Genomic DNA, 22,796 nt, shown 5'->3' with positions numbered 1-22,796 from the left:
CAATGTGTCAGAGCCACCCCGGTCCTGAAATCACCCAGGAATACTTGAACTCCCTCGCCGCGCTGGCGAACTACACCCTGCCCACTCCCGCGGCGCTCCAGGCGACCGCCCTGCCTAACGGCTGGGAGCCCGTGCCCGGTGAAGTGCCCGCCCCCTATCAGGCGGAACTCTACACCGGCATCAGCGACGCCGAAGGCGGAGAAGGAACCCGTCGCCGCTCCACCACCGGCGAGAACGGCCGCAGCCGCAACCTGGTCTTCCCGCCCGCTCCCGAGCCGCTGCCGTACCCCATCGTGGATAACCACACCCACATGGACCTGCTCGACGGCGAGGTAGAAATCAGCGCCCGCGACGCACTCGACGCCGGTGAGAAGCTCGGCATCGGCGTCATCGTGCAGGTCGGATGCGATATTCCCTCATCCCTGTACGCGGTCGCCGCCGCCCAGGCTGATGAACGCGTCCTCGCCGCCATTGCGATTCACCCGAACACCGCCCCCGAACTGGCTGCAACCGGTCAGCTGGAGGCTGCGCTCGCCACCCTCGATGAGCTCGCCGCCGCCGACCGTGTGCGTGCTATCGGTGAGACCGGCCTGGACTATTTCCGCACCGGTGAGGAAGGCAAGGAGGCGCAGCACTACAGCTTCCGTGAGCATATCCGCCTGGCGAAGAAGCACAACCTGGCGTTGCAGATTCACGACCGCGACGCTCACGAGGACGTTGTGCGCATCCTGGATGAAGAGGGCGCGCCGGAACGTACCGTGTTCCACTGCTACTCGGGCGGCCCGGAGCTTGCCGCGATCTGCAATGAGCGCGGCTGGTATATGAGCTTTGCCGGCACGGTGACTTTCAAGAACTCGAAGGGTATTCAGGAATCGTTGGCGATGGCTCGCCCGGAGCTGATGCTGGCTGAGACGGATGCGCCGTTCTTGACCCCGCATCCGTTCCGTGGCCGCCCGAATGCGTCCTATATGACGAACTATACGGTGCGTTTCATGGCGGCCCACCGCGGCGAGGAGCTGGAAGCGCTTTGCCGCCGCATCCGCGAGAACTCGGAGCGTGTGTACGGTCAGTGGTAGGAGTGCGCAGCCTGTAGCGGATAGCTACTCTGGGTTGCTTATCCTGGGTCGCTTCGCAGCGCGTGCCTGCGTGCTAGACTGTAGCAACTACAAACAACTCACTCAAACAGCTATGCCATGATCTGGCGCGTAGTACTTTAGGCATGTTTTGCGCCTAAAAGAATGCGCTTAAAAATTAGGGGTGCAAGAACTCTCACTTGGGTTTGTGCCTTGCTCCCGGTGATTGGTGTTTTAGGAGGACGCTATGGCAAAGATTCTCAAGTATGTTCTGGGTTTGGACGGCGCAAACCGTTTCGACTCGTTCTATTCGGTGGGCACGCCCGCGAAGGACTTTGTGCCTTACTCTGCGGTGGATAACCGCGATAACCATGTGACCGATGACGAATTTGATGTGGAACTTTTCCGTAGCCGCTGGCACCGCGAACCTACCCCGGCTGAGCGCGGTTGCATGCTCAGCCACGTGAAGATGTGGGAGGACTTCGTCGCATCAGATGCGGACTGGGCTCTGATTGCTGAGGACGACATCCTTATCTCTCCGGATGCCGAGGCGGTGGTGAACGCAATCATCACCAAGTACCCGCAGGTTCAGCTGGTGAACCTGTGCGATGCGTACTCGTTCGAGGCGGGTACGATGAACCCGCGCCTGGACTATATTCGCCTGTCTCTGCTGTCTCCTTTTGTGCACGGTAAGTACCGTATGGGTAAGCTCTATGGTTCGACCCGCCTGGGTTGTACCGGTCTGTACCTAATTTCCCGTTCGGGTGCTGAGCTACTGCTCAAGCAGTTTGAAGACAATGTGCCGGGCACAGTGGCTGATGATTATAGGCTGTACCAGCAGTGGGGCGTGGATGTGCGTTTTGTGCAGCCCGGTCTGTGCGATTGGGAGGGTAGTAGCGTCATCCTGGATTCCGGTAAGAGCCACCTGGAGATGCTGGCTGAGAACCAGAAGGGTTCGAACGCCCTGGATCGTCTGCGTATTGCGTTGGCTCCGAAGATGCGTCTGAGGAATGCAAAAAATGCTCTGGACGCAACTCTCGATGAGGTTAAGCATCGCCTGGGTAAACCGAAGTAAGCAAGCCTCTATATGAAGTCCCTCTTCGTCACATGTGTGGTGGAGAGGGATTTTTTGACGGGTGTTTTCAGATTTTGCGTGTGAGATTGTGCATAAAGTGTGAGACATTACAGGAGACTGTGCCTCAATTGCTGGGGCTATCTTAGCTTAGGTGATAGGGTGTTTTATACATATCATTCACTCACTGACTAGGCGATATGCCCTAGTATTCGCGTGCACTTGGTGCACCTTGTACTTAGCGTTGCCGGGTCAATATTTCGGCAAACTCATGCAGGGCTCATGTCGTTTCATGCTAGGGCTGTATGGGTGTGCCACAGAAAAGGGAACATCATGGCAAAAGTCCTAAAATACGTCCTTGGTATGGACAATAAGAATCGCTTTGAATCTTTCTATTCGGCGGGTGCGCCTGCCCAAGATTTTGTACGCTACTCCGCCGTAGATAACCTTGACGGCCATGTCACTGATGAAGAATTTGATGTCGAATTTTTTCGATCCCGTTGGCATCGTGACCCGAAAAACGCCGAACGAGGATGTATGCTCAGCCACCTGAATATGTGGCGTGATTTTCTAGCAAGTGATGCTGACTGGGCCCTCATTGCTGAGGACGACATTATTATCTCCGCAGATGCTGAGCCCGTAGTGCAGAATATTATTGCTAAATACCCGCAAGTCCAGATGGTTGTCCTCTGTGATGCATTCGCGCTCGAAGCGGGTAAGATGAACCCGCGGGTGACATATCCTCGTATCTCTTTGCTCTCTCCGTTCGTATACGGTAAATACCGTATGGGAGGGAAGTACAGCCTGACCCGCTTGACCGGTACTGGTCTATACCTAATTTCGCGTTCCGGTGCTGAACTTCTTCTGAAGAATTTTGATAAGGGAATGCCGGGTACTGTGGCTGATGATTACCCCCTGTACGAGAAATGGGGTGTGGACGTGCGCTACGTACAGCCTGGCCTATGCGATTGGGAAGGCTCTAGCCTCATCGACGACCTCGGTATTCGCCACGTTGAAACGCTGTATAGGGGGCTGCAAGCTAACAACATTATTGGTCGCTTGCGTGTTTTGCTAGCACCGAAGGCACGTTTGGCCAACGCTAAGAACGCCTTGCTGTCTACCGTTGAAGATGTGAAGCGTCGCCTGGCACGGTAACCTGGAGTGTAGAACTCTACGCCTACCGAAGGAACACCGTGAACGATCTGCCCCTGCTCGGTCCTGCTGAGATTCGCGAGCTTGCCGAGATGCTCGGTATTCGTCCGACGAAGACTCTTGGGCAGAACTTTGTGATTGACCCCAATACGATTCGTCGTATTGTCAACGCGGCAGAGATTTCACCGGAGGAGACGGTGCTGGAGGTCGGCCCGGGCCTGGGTTCGTTGACCCTCGGCATCCTGGATGCTGCGAAGGACATGGTTGCGGTTGAGATTGACCCGCCGCTGGCTCAGCAGCTTCCGCACACGATTGAGAAGTTCCGCCCCGAGAAGGCGGACGATATCGACGTGGTGCTTATGGACGCTCTGAAGGTCACCGAGCTGCCTCGCACTCCGGACGCTCTGGTTGCGAACCTGCCATATAACGTGGCGGTTCCGGTGCTTCTGCACCTGTTTGCGCAGTTCCCGAGTATCAGTCACGCCCTGGTGATGGTCCAGGACGAGGTCGCCGACCGTCTTTCGGCGACCCCGGGCTCGAAGATCTACGGTGTGCCCTCGGTGAAGGCTAATTGGTATGCCGAGGTGTATAAGGCGGGCGTGATTGGCAAGAACGTGTTCTGGCCTGCACCGAAGATTAACTCTGGTCTGGTGGGTTTCCGTATGCGCGAGGAGCCTCTCTCGACCGTTGACCGCGACCTGGTATTCACGATTGTGGACGCCGCTTTCGCTCAGCGCCGTAAGACTCTGCGCGCTGCGTTGAGCTCCTGGGCGGGCTCGGGTGCGCGTGCGGAGCAGATTCTGGTGGCTGCCGGTATCGCTCCGACGGAGCGCGGCGAGAAGCTGGATATTCACGGTTTTATCCGCATTGCGGAGGCTTCGCTGACTGTCCCGGCTGAGCCTGTAGTGGAGTAGCTTCTTCCCGCTCTAAATTTTTCACTGACGTTCTCACGCGAGTTCCCGCGCGAAAGGTGTATGCGCTGATGAGTACCGCCTCCCAGGTCACTATTTCGGTTGATGCTCCCGGTAAGGTCAATCTGTACCTTGCCGTTGGGGATGTCCGTCAGGACGGCTACCACCCGTTGACTACGCTTTTTGCGGCGGTCTCTTTGCTGGAGACCATCACGGTCTCTGAGGGGTCTGTTCCCGGGCTGACCTTGAGCATGGATATTGTGCCCGGCTCCCTGGTGGATCAGCAAATGCAGGCGGGGCAATTTGACCCTGCCGACGTGCCGATGGATGAGCGGAACCTCGTGTACCGTGCCGCCGAGCTGATTCTTGCGGAGCACGGCATTGACTCTGCTCCGGCGCTACACCTTCATATTGCAAAGGCTGTCCCCGTGGCAGGAGGCATGGCGGGCGGCTCAGCGGACGCGGCTGCCGCCCTCATCGCCACGGACCGCTACCTGCACGCCACCGGTCGTACCGGCGCGCTACTGACCCAGACGGATTACGAGCGCCTCGCAGCGCAGCTGGGCGCCGATATTCCCTTTAGCGTGCGTGCCGCGCTGGGTCAGCCCCTCGCCCTGGGGCAGGGGACCGGAACCGAGCTGCAGAACGTTGCGGCGCCTCAGGAACCTCTGCATCTGGTGATCGTCGCCGCGCAGTTTGGCCTCTCAACCCCCAGCGTATTCAAGCAGCTGGACGCGGGCCGCGCTTCGGGTCTGTACCCCGCCTCCGGCGAGCTGGTGGAACCCGTAGAGCTTCTGAACGCCCTGAACTCGTATGACGGTTCGGAGGCGGCGCTCGCCTCCTTGGCGTCGCTGTTGCGCAATGACCTGCAGGCTCCCGCGCTTTCGTGCGCCCCGCAGCTGGAGCAGACCCTGAACCTGCGCGAGAGCGAGGGCGTGTACGCCTCCCTGGTCTCTGGCTCCGGTCCGACGGTGCTTCTGCTAACTTCTTCACATGCACAAGCGGAAGCTCTCGCTACCTCTCTTCGTGTTGAGGGCCACCATGCCGTAGCTACTGAAGTGACTAGTGCATAGCTTTTCTATCTGTCACACTAGATAACGATTTATCACTCACTGACTTCTACCGTTCTCTGGCTGAAAGGGAGAATACGATGAAGGTTAAAAATATTGTTATCGCCCAGGACCGTTTTAGCCTTCTTGGCGGTATTACGACCGTTAACAGGATTCTGGGTAGGGCTTTTGAGGAAGCCGGATACAACGTTAGCTATCTGGCGCTCTACGACAATACGGGCAATAACCCTGACGCGACGACTCCTGATTTTGTTATTCGTTCTGGATCGCTTGTCTCAAAGACCACCCACAATAAGCTGGTGTACAACAACCCCGGACCGCTGGGTGCCGTGCTGACGGCTAAGAAGGTGTTTACCGCACTGTGGGACCGCTATAACGCAGTGCGTACCCGTCGTTACCTGCATTCATTGGGCAAAGACACCGTTATTTTGACCTCGATGACCGATATCGCCGAGTATCTGGTGGACTATGCGCGACAGGGTCGGAAGCAGGGGATTGGGTATCTCTACGAATTCCACAGCGCTTTCGATAGCTTTCACCGCACAACTCGTGAAAAGACCCTTCAGGATATTGGGCGCTACTATGACTCCTTCATCGCGCTTTCTGAAGGAGACGCACGACTCTTTGCTGAGTGGCTGAACCGCCCGGTTGATGCGGTCTCTAACCCTAACGCTTTCATCGACCCTGAAGTTCAGAAGAAGGTCTTGGAGGTAGCTCAGCAGAAGAAGCCAGTTATTCAGTATGTTGGCCGCTATGGTGCGGAGAAGGGTCTCCTGCGTATTCTGGAGAGCTTCATTGCGTGTGCGCAGGAGTTTCCCGAGTGGGTTCTGAAACTCAACGGTAGCGGTAGCCAGGAGGTGGAACAGCAGATTAAGGACCGCGTTGCTTCGCTGGAGCCTGCTCTTGCCGAGCGTATCGTGGTGGGTGGACCCCTGAGCTCCGAGCAGGTGCTTGAAGCCTATGCCGAAGCATCATTGACCATTTGTGCCTCTGATTTTGAGGGTGGCCCCATGTCTTTGCAAGAGGGCATGCGTGTTGGTACGCCTATGGTTTCTTACCCCTCCAGCTATCTATTGTTGGACTATTTGCCTGAAGTCGGCTACCTAGCTGAAGAACGTAGTGTTGAAGCGCTGACGAAGCAGTTGCGTTTGGCTATAGGTGATGATGAATTGCGAGCTAAAAAATCTGCTTTGTGTATTGATAAGTCCTCTATTTTCTCTCCTGAATATATTGTTCGGTGTTGGGAGAAAGTTTTTGAGTCTATTCACCGATAGTCGTAAGTGTCGAGGAATGCTTATACAGAAGAGTGCCGGTTCTAGAGTAAAATCTAGGACCGGCACTCTCTATTATTTATAATCTAGCGGTTGTTCATGAGCTGACGCTTTGGAGCGGGGAAAATGCGATACTTAATGATTCCCTGAACAGCACCTAAATTACCGCCGGCTAGGCGTGCGCCTTCGAGCCGGGTTACGGGAGAAACCAACAGAGGAAGAGCCTTGAAGAACGCTACGATAGAGTACTTAAGGCTAGATCCACGCATTCCCTGAGCTTTAAAGCGTGTCCAGAGGAGCATCTTATTACGCTGATAATTGCGTTGCTGACGGAATATCGCGCGGGGGGTTGTACGTAGTTTGTAACTTACGAGGGCAGCGGATGCTTTGTACATGGGAATTCCGGCATCCATCAAACGCCAGGTGAAGTCTGTTTCTTCGGAGCCACCTACATAGCTTAAATCCATGCCTCCTTGATCCAAATAGACATCGCGAGGAACTGAGAAATTACACCCTACGGCTGAGGGACGGAAGCCAGCGTATGGGGTAAGCATGTCGGAAGGTTCTAACTCACCAGAATGTTTACGGAGACGCTGGTCTTCGTCCGTAGCAATACCATAGGCTGCAAGGGCTTCCGGAGGGTTATCTCCATGTAGTACAGCGCCAGCTATGAGAGCCGGAGCATGCTGGTCATGAGCAACCAGGTGGGCTTCAAGCCACCCAGGTTCTACGTAATCATCTGCGTCGCAGAAGAGAATAATTTTGCCCCGAGCTTCACGGACACCTACATTGCGCGCATGACAAATCCCTTGGTGCTGACTCGAATCAGCGATACGCAGGGGGAAAGGTGCCTTGAAGCTCTCAACAATTTTAACCGTAGAATCGGTACTACCGTTATTGCTGATAACCACCTCAAAAGAGCGGCTAGTTTGTTGCGCCGCGAGCGCCTGTAACTGCCCTTCAATGAATGCGGCACCGTTGTAGACAGGAATAACGACGGTAGCATCATAGGTGTAATATTCGCTCATTTTATTCACCCATATCCTTAATGCGGCGTGCAGGAACACCCGCGTAGAGTCCGTTCGGCTCGCAATCGGAGACTACAACGGCACCTGCGGCAATCATGCATCCGGCACCGATGGTGACACCGGCGATGACGGAGACGTTCTGGCCGAGCCAGGAACCGTCACCGATCACGATGGGAGCCTCAATATTCTCGCCGGCACGCTGACGGGAAGGGCCCATCTCGTGGCTTGCGGTGCACAGGGTGACTCGAGGGCCCAGGTAGACGCGGTCACCAATCTGGGCAGCACGGTCGATAAAAATATCGCGGTTGACCCAGCAACCGGAGCCAATCTGGGCACCGGGAAGAATTTCGGAGCTGGGGTGCACATAGGTGCCGTCACCAATGGTGACGCCGGAGGCACGGAACTTTTCGATGCGTGCCGCGCGGCGCTTTTTCTTCTGCTTCAGAAAATGCTGATGCTTGAGCTGTTTGAGAGTGTTGAGCATAGATACCTTCATCAGGGTGGGCGGGAAAAGGCTCCCTAAAAGTGTTAAAAGCTACTACCTATAGTAACGGGATACCGCCCCGGAACGAGGCGGTATCCCGCAGAAGCAGATGAGAAATCCGCTGTTACATATGGCACATGAAGTTGGCGTTAACCGAGTAGCTCGGAGAGCTCGAGCCAGCGCATTTCTAGCTCGTCAATCTCGTTCTGAAGTGCCTGCTGCTGCTCACCGAGTGCTGCTAAACCGGCGTAGTCGGAGGCATCGTGGGCGCTCATCTGTTCGGAGAGTTTCTCCTGCTCCGTGGCAAGCTTCGCCAGACGGCGCTCAATCGCACCGGACTCCTTCTGCGCCGCACGCTGCTCGGCACCAGAAACCTTCGGCTTAGCAGCTGCCTCAGCCTCCTGCGCTGAAGCTTTCTGCATCGGGGAGGCGGAACGCGCCTGTGCAGAACCTGCCGCGGAGCCGCCAGCACCTGCCGCCGAGAGTGCCAAATACTCGTCCACGCCACCGGGCAGGTGGCGGAACGAACCGTCAATCACGGCGTACTGCTGGTCGGTCACGCGCTCCATGAGGTAGCGGTCGTGGCTGACCACCAGCAGGGTGCCCGGCCAGGTGTCCAGCAGATCCTCCATTGCGGCGAGCATATCGGTATCCAGGTCGTTGGACGGCTCGTCGAGAATCAGCACGTTCGGCTCATCCAACAGAATCAGCATGAGCTGCAGGCGACGCTTCTGACCACCCGAAAGGTCCTTGACCGGGGTAGACAGCTGCGCACTCGTAAAGCCCAGACGCTCCAGCATCTGCGAGGGGGACAGCTCCTTGCCGTCAGCAATGTAGCTGCGTTTCTTGCGGCCAATCACATCCGAGACGCGGTCGTTAGCGACCTCGTTGAGCTCATCAAGCTGCTGGGTCAGGGTCGCAATCTTCACCGTCTTACCGTGCTTGACGCGGCCCTCGGTCGGTTTCAGGTCGCCAGTCACCAGAGAAAGCAGAGTGGACTTACCCGCGCCGTTCACACCCAGGATGCCGGTGCGCTCGCCGGGGGCAATACGCCAGGTGACCTTCTTCAGCACCGGGCGCTTGCCGCCGGGCATTGTTGGATCGTCGTAGACGACGGAAACGTTTTCGAGATCGACCACGTCCTTGCCGAGGCGGGAGACCGCCATCTTCTTCAGCTCCACAGTGTCACGTACGGGCGGAACGTCCGCAATAAGGGCGTTGGCGGCATCAATGCGGAACTTCGGCTTGGAGGTACGTGCGGGCGCACCGCGGCGCAACCAGGCGAGCTCCTTGCGCATCAGGTTCTGACGCTTCGCCTCCGCTGCGGCTGCCTGACGGTCACGTTCCACACGCTGCAGGATGTACGCCGCGTAGCCGCCCTCGAAGGGCTCGACGATGCGGTCGTGCACCTCCCAGGTGTCGGTACAGATTTCGTCGAGGAACCAGCGGTCGTGGGTGACAACCATGAGGCCGCCCGCGTTCTTTGCCCAGCGGGACTTCAGGTGGTTGGCGAGCCAGGTGATGGCTTCAACGTCCAGATGGTTGGTGGGCTCGTCGAGCATGAGCACGTCCCACTCCTGCGCGAGTAGGGAGGCGAGCGCTACGCGTCGGCGCTGACCGCCGGAGAGTGAAGAAACGGGTGCATCCCAGGGCAGGTCGGAGACCAGACCGGAGATAACGTCGCGGATACGCGCCTGCGACGCCCACTCGTATTCGGGGGTGTCGCCCACAATCGCGTAGCCGACCGTGTGGTCGTCGTCGAGTACATCGGACTGGTCGAGGTAGCCGATGCGGGTGCCGCCGCGCACGGTGACGCGGCCGGAGTCCGGTTCGAGCCGGCCGGCAAGGAGCTTCATGAGGGTGGACTTGCCGTCGCCGTTACGTCCGACAATACCGATGCGGTCGCCTTCGTTCAGACCGACCGTGATGCCTTCAAAGATGGTTCGGGTAGGGAATTCGAGGTGCAGCGATTCGCCGCCAAGTAGATGTGCCACGCCTTCTAGGGTACAGGGTGAATCTTCGGTTCAAGTAGCGCTCCAAGCTTTGATGAGGGGCTACTGCAGTGTTGAGAAATGCCGCGGGGTTTTGCCTGGGTGCGCGGCGAGGTTGAGGGCAGATATTTGATAAACTGAGGAAAGCATTTCCTGCATTGCGCTGTTCTGTGCCCAAAAGGCGGCTGATGACGGTGGGAACTTTTAAAGGACTTACCGGTGATGTATGGATAATCCGCCATGGTGTAATGGCAGCACAGCGGCCTTTGGAGCCGTTTGTCTAGGTTCGAGTCCTAGTGGCGGAGCGTAAGCACTCAACGGCACCGTTGATAGAGAGTTGGCGGTCCGCGCTCACTCCTCACTCTTACAACCTCGTCTAAGGAGTCTTCCCAGTGAATACTGAACTGGCACCCTCTGCAGTGATTGTTCTCGCCGCAGGCGCTGGTACGCGCATGAAGTCCGCCACCCCCAAGGTCATGCACGGCATTGGTGGTCGTTCCATGGTTGAGCACGCTGTTGCTGCTGCACGCGACCTGAACCCTGAGCGTCTTGCTGTTGTGGTGCGCCACCAGCGCGATAAGGTTGCTGAGCACGTTTTGGCTTTTGATTCTGAAGTAACCATTGTTGACCAGGATGAGATTCCCGGTACCGGCCGCGCTGTTGAGGTCGGTCTGAACGCTCTGGATGCTCAGGAAACCGTTTCCGGTACCGTTCTGGTGACCTACGGCGACGTCCCCCTGCTGCGCCCCGAGACCCTGCGTGAACTGATCGCTTTCCACGAGGAAGATAAGAACGCTGTCACCGTGCTGACCACCCACGTGGATGAGCCCGGCGCGTACGGCCGCATTGTCCGTAACCAGGCTGGCGAAGTCACCGCCATTGTCGAGGCGAAGGACGCTTCCCCCGAAGAGCTCGAAATCACCGAGATTAACTCCGGTATTTACGCTTTTGATGCTGCTGTCCTGCGTGAGGCACTGCTTGAGGTGACCACCAACAACGCACAGGGCGAGAAGTACATTACTGACGTTCTGTCCATCGCTCGTTCGAAGGGCCACCGCACCTCCGCTCTGGCTATTGAGGACCGCTGGGAAGTTGAGGGCGCTAACGACCGCGTGCAGCTGGCTCAGCTGGGTCGTATGCTCAACAACCGCATCCTTGAGGCGCACATGCGTAACGGCGTGACTATCGTTGATCCGCAGAACACCTGGATTGACGTTACCGTCACCATTGAGAACGACGTGACCCTGCTGCCCGGAGTGCAGCTGCACGGCTCCACCACCGTTGCTACCGGCGCGACTATTGGCCCGGACACCACCCTGACCGATATGACTGTTGAGGCTGACGCTACCGTCATCCGCGCTCACGGCTTCGGTGCTGTCATCGGCGAAGGCGCAACTGTTGGTCCCTTCGCGTACCTGCGCCCCGGTACCACCCTGGGCAAGGACGCTAAGCTCGGCACCTTCTGCGAGGCTAAGAACTCGCAGATTGGCGATGGCGCAAAGATCCCGCACCTGTCCTACGTTGGTGACGCCACCATCGGTGAGGGCGCGAACATTGGTGCTGGCTCGATTTTCGCGAACTACAACGGTCTGGTGAAGAACCGTTCCGTCATTGGTGCTCATGCTCGCATGGGCTCCGCAGGCATTTACGTTGCACCCGTTACCGTTGGTGACGGTGCCTACTCCGGCGCGGGCGCGCTGATCCGTAAGGATGTTCCTGCGGGCGCCCTCGCCTACTCTGAGACTTCCCAGCGGACCATTGAAGGCTGGGTCCTGAAGAACCGTGCTGGTACCGAACCCGCCGAGGCTGCTAAGGCAGCTGGCGCGCAGGAACCGGCAGAATCCTAATTCGAGGAAAGAACAACACCATGAGTAGCGAGATTACCAACCCCGGTGAGCGCAAGCTTGTAGTGGTCTCCGGTCGAGCACACCCCAAGCTTGCCGAGGAGATTGCACAGGCACTTGATCACGACCTGCTGCCCACCTCCGCATACACCTTCGCCAACGGCGAGACCTACGTTCGCTTTGAGGAGTCGGTGCGCGGTGCGGACGCTTTCGTGATTCAGTCGCACCCGGCACCCATCAACGAGTGGCTCATGGAGCAGATCATTATGATCGATGCGCTCAAGCGTGCATCCGCTCGTTCCATTACCGTGGTGTCTCCTTTCTACCCCTACGCTCGTCAGGACAAGAAGCACAAGGGTCGCGAGCCTATCTCGGCACGTCTGATTTCGGACCTGTACAAGACCGCTGGTGCTGACCGTCTGATGTGCGTGGATCTGCACACTTCGCAGATTCAGGGCTTCTTCGACGGTCCGCTGGATCACCTGTTCGCGATTCCGGTTCTGGCTAAGCACATCCGCGACCGCGTGGACGACCTGTCCAACGTGACCGTTGTGTCCCCGGATACCGGTCGTGTCCGTGTGGCTGAGCACTGGGCTGACCTGCTGGACGGCGCGCCCCTGGCATTCGTGCACAAGACCCGCGACATCAACGTCCCCAACCAGGCTGTTTCTAAGACTGTTGTGGGTGACATTGAGGGTCGTACCTGCGTGCTGATTGACGACATGATTGACACCGGCGGCACCATTGCTGGCGCTGTGAAGGTCCTCATGGACAAGGGCGCGAAGGAAGTTATCATTGCGGCAACCCACCCGGTTCTGTCCGATCCGGCTGCTGAGCGTCTGTCCCAGTGCGGTGCTGTGGAGGTCGTCGTGACCAACACCCTGCCCGTGCCGGAAGAGAAGCAGTTCGATAACCTGACTATTCTCTCCATCGCTCCGTTGATCGCTCGCGCTATCCGCGAGGTCTTCGACGAGGGCTCTGTGACCGAGATTTTCGATCACTAAGCTTCTAAAGCCTAACGAAAGTCCCCCGCTGACTACTGTCGGCGGGGGACTTTCTGCTATTGAGGCTGAGTTATAGAGGCTAAAGCTAACCCGGCTGGAGCAGATATCTGTTCCAGCCGGGTTAGCGCTGTATTTAGCCTCGTATGTTTAGCGGTGTGCGCTTAGCGGTGTGCCTGTGCGAGCCAGGGCAGAATCACGCGCAGGGACTGCTCCACCTCGTCCACTGCGACCTTAGCGGCTGCGGGGCCACGGCGGTAGGGGTCTTCCAGCTTGTCGGTATCAAGCGGGCGGGCGCCGTAAGAGTAGAGGTAGGACAGCGGTTCGGCGCGGCGAGCATCTTCGCGGATACGTGCAACCTGCTTGAGCAGCTTAATCTTGGAGTGGTGTTGGGGCCACTCGCGCACAATCCAGTCGGCATGCACCTTCTCAGCCACCAGGATGATGGTGGCGTTCTCAATAATCTGGCCGTTGAGCTGGCGGGACGCGAAACCTTCGGGGTTGTAGCCGCGCTCAATGAGTTCGTTGGCCACGTGTTCGTAGACGCCGTGGCCGACGAGGGCACCGGTGCCTGCGCTGGCGAAAATCCACTTGTCTTCCAGACCGTACTCGGCGGCAAGGTGCTTGGAGATGACCTCGCCGGATGCGCTACGGGCAATGTTGCCGGTGCACACGAAGAGCGCTTCGAAGGGGCCGTCCTTACGTGTGCTGTCAGCCTGGTTGAGGGTGCTGGGGGAGAACTTGAAGAGGGAGGGGCGTTCGCTGCGGGGTTTCGTTGTCTGGCGGGAAGCCTGCGTATTCTGGCTGTTGGCTTCTTCGGGGTTGGCAAGCTCTTCGGCATCAACGGTGGGCGCGTTGCGCTGACCCACGCGGATAATGTTGGGTCCTGCGGGCTTTTCGTCTACGTCGAGAATGTCACCGGGGGTAGCCTCGATATCGGTGTGGGTGAGGGGCTGCGCGGAGACGGTTGCGGTGCCGTCGGCGCTGAGCTCTTCTTCCGGGGTGACTTCCTGTACGGTTACCTTGGTGGGGGAGTGATCTTTATAGTCCTCGATGGCTTCGCGGAGCGAACCGTCGGGGGTGATGGTACGACCGGCTACCCCGCGGCGGTTCTTGCCTGCCAGTTCGGGGTTGCTCTTAATGAGGGAACGGACTCCATCGGCAATATTCGCGGAGGAAGAAGCGGGGGGTGCCGGGTGCTCCTCGGCGGTTTCTGCGGAGTTGGTTTTGTCCTCGGAGGACCCCCACGCGTACTTGTCCTTGAGGGACTTAATGTTGAAGATGCCCATCAAAAAGCCTTTTCTAATTGACGTACCCAACAGTGAACAGGGAAGCCGGAAGTGTCGGGTTGGTTGAATGAATAGTATCTATCATACCGAGTTACTTGCACCTTCAACGGGTCCTTTTCCTGCGTGTGGCGAATACCCTACAGATGAGCAGGGGCCGTAGAAACTTCCATTTAAAAATGACCTAAAGTACAGAAAACTCTCTAAAGCTAAAGAAAGCTTGCATGCTAGAATTATGCCTAGACTCTACTCATCACTCATCAAACTCATGGGCTCGTCCGTATCTTGTGACGGGTCGAGAAAGGCATCATGAACCTTCTCGCAGCAAGAACTTCGGTTCTACCCGCAAACTCCAGATCCGTTTCTTGGCAAAATATGCTGAGATTTAACGGGTTTCTTTACGTTCTGTTATATTTCTCTTCTCTGTGCAACAGCAAGGGAAGCTCGGAGAGCATATTCTCTCATAGAGGGTAGCAGAATTCAAACAGGCTTACGACACCAGAAACGATGTTTATGGTGTGAAATGTGGAGCTTTGGGATATCTATTTCAATCTTGTTTATCTGGAAGGCATACTTCGTGTCTGATAGTAGAATTTGGATTAAGAATCTGAATTTATTGCAGATACTGTAATCGTTCTTCTCGTACTCAATTCATTTGTTCTATTGCGGATGGTTATCTGCAGAAGGTGCAGGTTTTATCGTGAAGAGTATGTACTCTAAAATCCGACTTTTCTTCCCTGGTAAGAAATTTAGGCTCCTTATCATCAATATTATTGGCCTCTTCCTCGTCTCGTTGTTCGAGATGCTTGGTGTTGCACTGGTACTTCCTTTGGTGAACCTTGCTATGGGAGCCCCGCGTGAGGGTTTTATTCTGAAGGTCTCTAACTTTTTTGGTGATCCGGACACGCCGACCTTGATTATTATCTTTGGTTTGACTCTTGTTGCAGCGTTTGTCCTTAAAGGCATTTTTTCGCTGGTGGTCCGTCGCTGGAGCCTTGGTTTTCTAGCCACTCAGCAGAGTGCGGTATCAGTAGCTCTCTTGAATCGGTATGCTCGTGAGCCTTACTTGGATCACCGCAAACGCGGAGCAGCACCCATTTATAACGCGGTGAATGATGTTACCGCCCAAGCATATGGTTCCTTTATTGGTGGAGTATTAGGATTTATCGGTGAATTGCTATCGATTCTAATGCTTATGGTCATGCTGCTTGTTATTATGCCTGTTCCGGCACTGCTGGCTATGGTTTATTTCGGGCTGACTTCATTCGTTCTGCAGAGCGTTCTTAAGCACAAGAACCGTGAGCTGGGCGTTATCGCTCTCAACGCGACTAAGGGTGCATGGTCTGCGATGGTTGAGTCGGTAGATAGCTTCCGTGAGATTCGTCTGTATGACGCGACTGATCGTTACATGTATCGCTACCAGAAAAAGCGTTTGGACGCGGTAGGTGCTTCTATGCGCAGTGCTTTCCTTTCGGAATTTCCTAAGTACACCCTTGAGATTATTTTTATCTTGGGAATTGCGGGTCTCCTTGCATTTATGAGTGCAACTCAGGGTGCAGATAGCACCGGGTACCTGGTTCTCTTCGCTGGCGCTTGTATCCGAATCCTGCCGAACTACACTCGTATGGTGGCATCCTTGGGTAACATCCGTGCTGGTGAGCATGCCAGCGATGAACTCGTGAAGGAGATTAAGCAGCTTTCTCCTGAAGCTCGAATGTTTAACCTGTCTTCTGAACCTGTCGTTCCGGAAGGCTATGAGTACATCAATAAAACAATTGAACCTGTTAACATTCAGGTTGACAATTTGAGTTTCCAGTACCCCGACGGCGATAAGCCCGTGCTCAATAACATCACCTTGGATATCCCGATGGGATCCTCAATCGCCTTCGTGGGTGGCTCTGGGTCGGGTAAGACTACTCTAATTGACCTAATCTTGGGTCTTTTCGCTCCGACCCATGGGCAGGTGCTGAAGAACGGTGAATCAATTCACAAGGACTTGCGTTCATGGCATCAGCATATTGGTTATGTCCCTCAGGATGTGTTCATCGCAGATTGCACTGTAACCGAAGCAGTAGCTTTCGGACTTTTGCCAGAAGAAATCGATGTGGATCGTGTCAAGTACTGCTTGGAGGTTGCAGCTTTGACCGAAGTTGTCGATTCCCTAGAAGACGGCCTGAATACTAAACTGGGATACAACGCAACTCGTCTCTCGGGTGGTCAGAAGCAGCGCTTGGGCATCGCTCGAGCCCTGTATCGCAACCCGAGTGTTCTAATTCTCGATGAGGCTACCAGTGCTCTGGATAATGAGACTGAGCACAAGATCACAAAGACCATTGAGCGCATCTCCAAGGATATTACGGTCATTATCGTGGCTCACCGTCTCTCCACGGTGCGCAATGTTGACCAGCTGGTTTATCTCTCCAATGGCCGAATCGCTAATCAAGGCACATTTACTGAGGTTCAGCAGGCTAACGCAGAGTTTGCAAACCTGGTAAAGCTGGGACAGCTTCCTGAGTAAAATTAGCGGCTGGGGTAACCCTATACACCGTGTTGGCCAGGTTAGGTCGAAGTTGATGCAGCTGGGGGCGGGGTTCTAATCACTGATTAGAACCCCGCCCCCAGCTATATTGCATGTTCTGTATGTTTTTGAAGCTTCTACAAGTTGGTATCGGTTGTTTCTCGAGTAGCTTGGCAATTTTGCTCAATTGTGCTGTTGCGGATAGCGTGGGCTTTGCGTCGCTTTTCCCAATTGACCTTCTGAATGAAGAGCTTATGCTTGAGTTCCTTCGCTGTTGTCAGCAGGGTAGTTTTAGACATCACTGTGCCTCTCCTGAAATCCAATTCTTCTTCTCGGGGTGGCTGATAGGCACCCATCGGGCACGATGCATCTGCGGACGTTCCTGATAGACCCGCGCATCGGTGGGGATCAGCTGGTGAATATCGGGGGAAAGGACCATCTTCTGCGCCAGCAACTCACCGATATAGGCCCCCCAATAACCGAAAGTCGTATTGGTCAGAATCAGGTAAGGTGCGCTGGCTACAAGGGCTAGGTCATCGAACATACCGGAACCCTGCTTTTCGAAAATGCAGGGCGCGACCGAGCTCAGATGCGAGAGATTTTCCTCGCACCACTGAAGGTCATCCGATACGAAAATAATCTTTGAAGGAGTAACGGTATCCTGAAGCTTCTTCAGCGCTTCCTCCACATATGTCACCGTATCAATTCCAAAAACCGCATTAATCTGAGGCACGGAATAGTAATCGCCACGGCGAATATTAATGACGAGAGAATTTTCATCCACTACATTCTGCATTCTTGCAAGGCGCTCGCTGAAAGCCTCTGAAGAAAGAAGATATTCGCGAATAAAATAGTGCAAATCCTCTTCGTTAATATCCGTCTCAATGTCAGCGGGGAAGTAGCCACTACGCCGCGTAAAGAAGCCGTATTCTGACGAGGGAACCGTAATAGAGGAAAGCTTCGGGAACTCCTCAGTCCATGCCTCCATACCGGGGTTGTAAAGCAAAGAGGCCTTGTCAGTACCTCGATGCCGCAGAGTAGCAGCACGAGCCCAGAGGTACAGCCAGTTACCGCCTCTGGAGATAGGAGAGGAGAGAAGAACGATCTTTTCGCCGCGACGCAAAAGGTTAATGTATTCAGCCAGATACTTGTGGCGAATAGAATCGTAAGTCGCCTTGATAACGCGTTTAAAAGCGGACTGCTGAACAGTATATTCGGCAACCCTTTCTGATTCATTGACAGCGTGGGTCTCAGAAGCCACGAGAAGGTCCCCTTCAGATGTGTAAGATAGCGAGTTGATAGTGGGTGAGTATTTATCTGCTACACAAGTTATCCGCTGCACAGTTAGTTGAAAAGTACAGCTGAAAAAGTAGTGAAGTTGTATAATCCTAGGGACGATAAAGCTCCCTTTATGGTGGGGTCTATCTTCCCTCTCACTCAAGAAAGATTGTAATACATGACCTACTCTCCCCGCGTTTCTGCGGTTATTCCTTTCTACGGCGAGCCGGAACCGGTTCTTGCCATTATTGACACGTTGCGTGCTCAGCAGGGTATTGACCCCGCCGATATTGAAATCGTCGTCTCTGATGACGTTTCTCCCACCCCCTTCCCTGAGGTCGAGGGCGTGACCGTCGTGCGTCGTGCCGTCAACGGTGGTTTTGGTAAAGCGGTGAACTCCGGTGTCGCTGCCGCGACCGGTGAATGGGTTTTCATCCTCAACAGCGACCTGGAGCTGGATAACACTTTCGTCTCGCGCATGCTCGCAGCCGTGGAACGCCACGGCGAGGTACTGGCTAGCCCCCAGATTATTGGCCACGACGGCAAGCAACAGTGGGTCGCACGCAAGTTCCCCACCGCAGCGCATATTGCGTGGGAATGGTTCACCCCGCTGGCTCGTTTCAAGCCGACCAACTGGTGGCACCGCGGCGTCGGCCACGACGTCGAGGCATGCACCGGCACCTCCGACGCGAAGGTCGACTGGGTTATGGGCGCGTGCATGGTTGTTCCTCGCGCAACCTTCAACCGCATCGGCGGCATGGACGAACGTTTCTACATGAACAGCGAAGAGGTGGACTTCCAGTACCGCCTCTCGAACGCTGGCGTGGACCGCTACCTGATCCCCTCGGTGACTGTAACCCACGAGGGTGGCGGATCTTCGCCCTCCGAGCGTCGTGTGCAGTGGCTGACCACCGCCCGCTTCATTTATGCGGATAAGTGGGGTTGGGAGAAGAAGCTTGCTGCTACTCTGCGCGCTACCAGCTACGCAAACTTTGCGGTGAACTCGGTGCGCGGCCTGCGCAATAAGGATGTGGACGCTCGTGGCTTCCTTGCCACCGAGCTGGAGCGTATTGCCAAGGCAGAGCGCCGCGAGAACTAGGTGCGAAACCTGCGGAATTTACCGTGATGGTTCCGTATAATTTGTTGCCTTCTTCATAAGAAGGTTCACATAGAACGTAGGAGGCGACACAGTGCACTCGAGTGTGTCGTCTCCTGCTTTCGTTGTAAAATTTCAATAGGTATGTTTTGTCTCAAGTAGCAGGTGAAACTTTCCGTTCCTCTTCACTCCAACACATAGCACCGCACGGTTCTACCCTGCGGGTTCTTATAGCAAACGCCGACAGGATTCAATCCTCATATGACTCAGCCCAAACTTCTACTGCTCTCACCAGCATTCCACGGGTACTGGAAGGCAATTCAGGCATCCCTGGAAGTGCATGGATACGAAGTGCACACCCACATCTACGATGCCCCGGGTACTCTGCCCGAGCGCATCCTCAACAAGCTTGCCCACGAACTGCCCGAGAAGTACCGCCCCGAAAGCTTCGCGGCTCAGGCAACCCGTAAGGCTATTGACGCTTTCAACGAGTTCCGCCCCGATATTGTGCTGGTCATTAAGGGCGATATGCTTTCCCGCGAATGGTGGGACCTGCTGGAGACTTCCGGCGTTCGCTACGGCACCTGGCTGTACGACGAAATGCGCCGTATGAGCTACACCGAAGAGGACCTGCACCACCTGGGCGCGCTGGCAAGCTACAGCCCGCTGGATGCGCAGCACCTGCGCGAGCAGGGCTTCGAGGTGCTCGACATGCCTAACGCCTACGACACCCACTGCCCGGTTGTTCCTATGCGTGAGGACTCCATCAACTTTGTGGGCGCTAAGTACCCCAACCGTGAGGAGACCCTGCAGGCGCTGGTCGCAGCCGGTCTGCCGGTGCGTGCCTACGGCCGTGCTTGGTCGCGTCACCCTTACGACATTCTGCGCACTAAGCAGTTCAAGGACTCCGGTGTTCCGGCAGGTCGCGACATCGACCGCTCTGAGGCATACGGCATTATGGCGTCCTCCCCGGCAACGCTGAACATCCACAATAACCAGGACGGCTTCACCATGCGTACCTTTGAGGCTCCCGGCGTGGGTGCTCTGCAGGTGATTGACCGCCCCGACGTGGATCGCTACTACATTCCCGGCGAAGAGGTTCTGGTCTACGAGAGCATCGATGAGCTCATCGAGATTTGTACCCGCATTTTCCGTGAGCCTAAGTGGGCTCGTCAGATTCGTGAAGCCGGTCAGAAGCGTACTCTGGCTGAGCACACCTTCGATCAGCGTGTAAAGATTTTGGAGCAGCTATGGGCCTAAACCTTTCTAAGATTGTGACCAAGATGCCGAGCGTGCGTTGGCACATGGCAGACCTGCTAGGAAAGACCCTGTACTCGCGAGCGTTCGGTTCTTTCGGCTCGGGCACTGTTCTTGTCCGTCCCCTGCGCATGGTCGGTGTAGAGAACATCTACCTTGGTGACCAGATTGCAATCTACGAGGATGCGTGGATTGCTTCTGAAGCCGGAGGTATTCTGCGTATTGGTTCCGGTACCTACGTTGGTCACCGTAGCCATATTCACGCTCTGTCGAATGTGACTATTGGTAAGGACTGTGTCTTTGCCGATAACGTGATGGTGAATTCTGGTGAGCATCCTCTGGACTCTCTGCACGATGTGCAGCCCGGTGGTGACATCGTGATTGGTGATCGTGTTTTCCTGGGTCAGAATGTGTCTGTGCTCGGTGGCGTCACTATTGGAGACGGCGCGGTGATTGGTGCTGGAGCTGTGGTCACCCGCGACATTCCGGCTAACGCTGTGGCTGTGGGCATTCCGGCTACCGTTATTCGAGTCCGTTCTGGGGAGAAGCAGGATGCTTAAGTACCCTCTAGATTTGGATGCTTGGCAGGCATGGCAGAGGCGTCAGAAGAAGCTGAAGTGGGCTAAGTATAAGCTGAACACGCTTCTTGATTCTGCACGTTCTCAGACTGGCAGGGAGGAACCCGTACGCGGTCTTCTGTACACTCGCGGTACTAAGCCTCAGGTGCTGATCGTTATGGATTCGTTCTCTCCAACGAACCGCAACGCAATCTTGGAACCTCTCAAGCATCTGGATGCTGTCGATGTTGCCCTGTGGGTTCCCGAGGACGCTAGCGAGTACCTGGACGGACAGTATGCGAGCGAGCGCTACTCTCGCAAGGACTGGTCCGAGCAGAAAATCTCCGGCGATGAGCTGATTAGCCTCCTGCCGGATGTTCGTATCGTTCTATCTGCCGCGCAGTTTCTTGGACGCGGTGCAGTAGCCTACGAGTTCTCTCGCGCGATTGGCGCTGAGTACTGGATGGTTCAGCACGGCCTGCTGGTGCCGCAGGCTCCGCCGTTGCCGGTCGGCTGCACCCTGCTGGCGTTCAGCAAAGCTGATGCAGAATTCTGGGCATCGGGTCGCCGCGATGTGACCACCCACGCGGTGGGTTCGCAGCTACTCTACCTGGCGGCACAGAAGGCCGCTGGCACCGAGGCACAGAAGCAGAACGACCTGGAGCCCATCTTCCTGGGCCAGATGCACGGTGCGGAGCTTCCGCGCGCATCCTTCGCCTACGCTTCGCATTCCTTCTTGAAGAAGTTCGGCGGCGTTTACCGTCCGCACCCGAGCGAGAAGGATAAGCTGTCAGTACTGACCCATAAATTGTGGGAGAAGGAAGGCATCCGTATTGACCGCTCCGGCACTCCGCTGAACGAGGTACCGAACCCGGTCGTGTCGATTTTCTCTACCGGTGTTCTGGAGGCGGCAATCCGCGGTATCCCGGCGTGGGTGTACCACCCGGCACCGCCGGCATGGCTGGTGGAATTCTGGGACCGCTACGGCATGAACCAGTGGGGTCAGGAACCGACCCCCGCACCGATTCAGCCGGATAAGGAGCCCGCGCGTCGCATCGCCGAGCTCATGATTGAAACTTTGGAGGCATAATGCGTATTCTCTGCGTCATTCCCGTGCGCGGTGGCTCGAAGGGCATTCCGCGTAAGAACCTGCGTCCCATCGCGGGAAAGCCGCTGGTTGCATGGACCATCGAGCAGGCACTGGCCGCGAAGGAAGAAGTAGCCGGCGAGCACGAGCTGCGCGTTGTCGTCTCCACCGACGATGCTGAGCTGGCTGATATCGCCCGCGAGTACGGTGCCGAGGTACCGTTCATGCGTCCGGCACACCTGGCTGAAGATACCACCGCAACCGAGCCGGTCATTGAGCATGCCATCGAGTTCTACGCCGAGAACGGTTGGGAGCCCGAGGCTGTCATGCTGCTGCAGGCAACCAGCCCCGTGCGTCTGCCCGGCACCCTGGCTCGTGCGGTCCGCCAGTTCGCTGAGAACGGTAAGGACTCCATGGTCGGTGTGATTCCGATTGGTCCGTTCATCTGGACCTGGCACGCAGACGGTGAGCCCACCGCGGCATTCGAGATTATGCATCGCCCGCGCCGCCAGGAACTGACCAAGGAAACCTTCCGCTACCGCGAGAACGGTTCGATGTACATCACCAAGACCCCCGTGTACATGGACCACCACAACCGCCTGGCGGGCTACCCCGGCGGTACCATTGACTTGTTCATGCTGGACGAGGTCGAGGGCGTCGACATTGACGCGCCGATTGACTTCTCCGTGGCAGAGCACCAGCTCACTCAGATCCTGGCCGAAGGCAAGTAACCTTCACCAGCGGCAGTACCTCGTCTGCCGCTCCCGGCTTGACCGGCACTCAGGCATTCAACTAAACACTCAAACGAAAAGGTCAAAAT

At 56.2% G+C, this 22,796-nt stretch carries 19 protein-coding genes and 1 tRNA gene; 15 read left to right on the top strand and 5 right to left on the bottom strand.

The genetic code is table 11. The annotated features are described in order from the left end of the window. Window positions 1–2 precede the first annotated feature (2 nt). The 6 genes from RWL87_RS02325 (at window position 3) to RWL87_RS02300 (ending at window position 6,552) form a co-directional block, all read left to right on the top strand. Entirely contained in the window at window positions 3–1,076 is a 1,074-nt protein-coding gene (locus tag RWL87_RS02325; protein ID WP_313968770.1) for a TatD family hydrolase, read from the top strand. A gap of 244 nt (window positions 1,077–1,320) precedes the next feature. Further along, window positions 1,321–2,148, top strand: coding sequence for a glycosyltransferase family 25 protein (locus RWL87_RS02320; protein ID WP_313968769.1), 828 nt, complete (start codon window positions 1,321–1,323; stop codon window positions 2,146–2,148). A gap of 330 nt (window positions 2,149–2,478) precedes the next feature. Next, window positions 2,479–3,300: a glycosyltransferase family 25 protein gene (locus tag RWL87_RS02315; protein WP_313968768.1), complete on the top strand. Its 822-nt coding sequence runs from the start codon at window positions 2,479–2,481 to the stop codon at window positions 3,298–3,300. Between the two features lie 38 nt (window positions 3,301–3,338). Beyond that, the gene (rsmA, locus tag RWL87_RS02310; protein WP_313968767.1) at window positions 3,339–4,211 is read left to right on the top strand and encodes a 16S rRNA (adenine(1518)-N(6)/adenine(1519)-N(6))-dimethyltransferase RsmA; all 873 of its coding nucleotides are present in this window, start codon (window positions 3,339–3,341) and stop codon (window positions 4,209–4,211) included. 68 nt (window positions 4,212–4,279) lie between these two features. Continuing rightward, complete coding sequence (locus RWL87_RS02305; protein WP_313968766.1) at window positions 4,280–5,281, top strand: 4-diphosphocytidyl-2C-methyl-D-erythritol kinase; 1,002 nt, start codon at window positions 4,280–4,282, stop codon at window positions 5,279–5,281. A gap of 77 nt (window positions 5,282–5,358) precedes the next feature. Beyond that, window positions 5,359–6,552, top strand: coding sequence for a glycosyltransferase (locus tag RWL87_RS02300; RefSeq protein ID WP_313968765.1), 1,194 nt, complete (start codon window positions 5,359–5,361; stop codon window positions 6,550–6,552). A gap of 83 nt (window positions 6,553–6,635) precedes the next feature. Here the strand turns inward: RWL87_RS02300 and RWL87_RS02295 are convergent, their stop codons facing one another. From RWL87_RS02295 to RWL87_RS02285, 3 genes are all read right to left on the bottom strand, one after another. Then, window positions 6,636–7,577, bottom strand: coding sequence for a glycosyltransferase family 2 protein (locus RWL87_RS02295; protein ID WP_313968764.1), 942 nt, complete (start codon window positions 7,575–7,577; stop codon window positions 6,636–6,638). Window position 7,578: 1 nt separating this feature from the next. Continuing rightward, entirely contained in the window at window positions 7,579–8,061 is a 483-nt protein-coding gene (locus tag RWL87_RS02290; protein WP_313968763.1) for a DapH/DapD/GlmU-related protein, read from the bottom strand. Window positions 8,062–8,210: 149 nt separating this feature from the next. Further along, the gene (locus RWL87_RS02285; protein WP_313968762.1) at window positions 8,211–10,055 is read right to left on the bottom strand and encodes an ABC-F family ATP-binding cassette domain-containing protein; all 1,845 of its coding nucleotides are present in this window, start codon (window positions 10,053–10,055) and stop codon (window positions 8,211–8,213) included. Window positions 10,056–10,286: 231 nt separating this feature from the next. Here RWL87_RS02285 and RWL87_RS02280 point away from each other — a divergent pair. The 3 genes from RWL87_RS02280 (at window position 10,287) to RWL87_RS02270 (ending at window position 12,900) form a co-directional block, all read left to right on the top strand. Further along, a tRNA-Gln gene (locus tag RWL87_RS02280) sits at window positions 10,287–10,357 on the top strand. A gap of 87 nt (window positions 10,358–10,444) precedes the next feature. Then, window positions 10,445–11,899, top strand: coding sequence for a bifunctional UDP-N-acetylglucosamine diphosphorylase/glucosamine-1-phosphate N-acetyltransferase GlmU (glmU, locus tag RWL87_RS02275; protein ID WP_313968761.1), 1,455 nt, complete (start codon window positions 10,445–10,447; stop codon window positions 11,897–11,899). A 20-nt stretch (window positions 11,900–11,919) separates the two neighbouring features. Continuing rightward, a complete protein-coding gene (locus tag RWL87_RS02270) occupies window positions 11,920–12,900 on the top strand; it encodes a ribose-phosphate diphosphokinase (protein WP_049346763.1) in 981 nt (326 codons plus the stop codon). Between the two features lie 161 nt (window positions 12,901–13,061). Here the strand turns inward: RWL87_RS02270 and RWL87_RS02265 are convergent, their stop codons facing one another. Beyond that, window positions 13,062–14,186 (bottom strand): low molecular weight phosphatase family protein, encoded by a 1,125-nt coding sequence (locus RWL87_RS02265; protein WP_049346761.1) that lies wholly within the window; start codon window positions 14,184–14,186, stop codon window positions 13,062–13,064. A 706-nt stretch (window positions 14,187–14,892) separates the two neighbouring features. Between RWL87_RS02265 and RWL87_RS02260 the strand changes: the two genes are divergently transcribed. Beyond that, window positions 14,893–16,701: an ABC transporter ATP-binding protein gene (locus tag RWL87_RS02260; protein WP_313968760.1), complete on the top strand. Its 1,809-nt coding sequence runs from the start codon at window positions 14,893–14,895 to the stop codon at window positions 16,699–16,701. A 298-nt stretch (window positions 16,702–16,999) separates the two neighbouring features. Here the strand turns inward: RWL87_RS02260 and RWL87_RS02255 are convergent, their stop codons facing one another. Beyond that, window positions 17,000–17,962 (bottom strand): alpha-1,2-fucosyltransferase, encoded by a 963-nt coding sequence (locus RWL87_RS02255; protein WP_313968759.1) that lies wholly within the window; start codon window positions 17,960–17,962, stop codon window positions 17,000–17,002. 195 nt (window positions 17,963–18,157) lie between these two features. Here RWL87_RS02255 and RWL87_RS02250 point away from each other — a divergent pair, with 195 nt between their 5' ends. The 5 genes from RWL87_RS02250 (at window position 18,158) to RWL87_RS02230 (ending at window position 22,707) form a co-directional block, all read left to right on the top strand. Next, window positions 18,158–19,078, top strand: coding sequence for a glycosyltransferase family 2 protein (locus tag RWL87_RS02250; protein ID WP_313968758.1), 921 nt, complete (start codon window positions 18,158–18,160; stop codon window positions 19,076–19,078). A 258-nt stretch (window positions 19,079–19,336) separates the two neighbouring features. Beyond that, window positions 19,337–20,335, top strand: a complete 999-nt coding sequence (locus RWL87_RS02245; protein WP_313968757.1) for a glycosyltransferase — start codon at window positions 19,337–19,339, stop codon at window positions 20,333–20,335. Next, window positions 20,326–20,892, top strand: coding sequence for a DapH/DapD/GlmU-related protein (locus RWL87_RS02240; RefSeq protein ID WP_012904026.1), 567 nt, complete (start codon window positions 20,326–20,328; stop codon window positions 20,890–20,892). The genes RWL87_RS02245 and RWL87_RS02240 overlap by 10 nt, the downstream gene beginning before the upstream one ends. After that, window positions 20,885–21,979 (top strand): RNA-binding protein, encoded by a 1,095-nt coding sequence (locus RWL87_RS02235; protein ID WP_313968756.1) that lies wholly within the window; start codon window positions 20,885–20,887, stop codon window positions 21,977–21,979. Before RWL87_RS02240 ends, RWL87_RS02235 begins: the two co-directional genes overlap by 8 nt. After that, complete coding sequence (locus RWL87_RS02230; protein WP_313968755.1) at window positions 21,979–22,707, top strand: acylneuraminate cytidylyltransferase family protein; 729 nt, start codon at window positions 21,979–21,981, stop codon at window positions 22,705–22,707. Before RWL87_RS02235 ends, RWL87_RS02230 begins: the two co-directional genes overlap by 1 nt. Window positions 22,708–22,796 lie beyond the last annotated feature (89 nt).

Source organism: uncultured Rothia sp., from assembly GCF_963555405.1.
Taxonomy (GTDB): domain Bacteria; phylum Actinomycetota; class Actinomycetes; order Actinomycetales; family Micrococcaceae; genus Rothia.
Note: the sequence above shows the minus strand (reverse complement) of the source record. Positions and strands in the feature narration are given on the sequence as shown.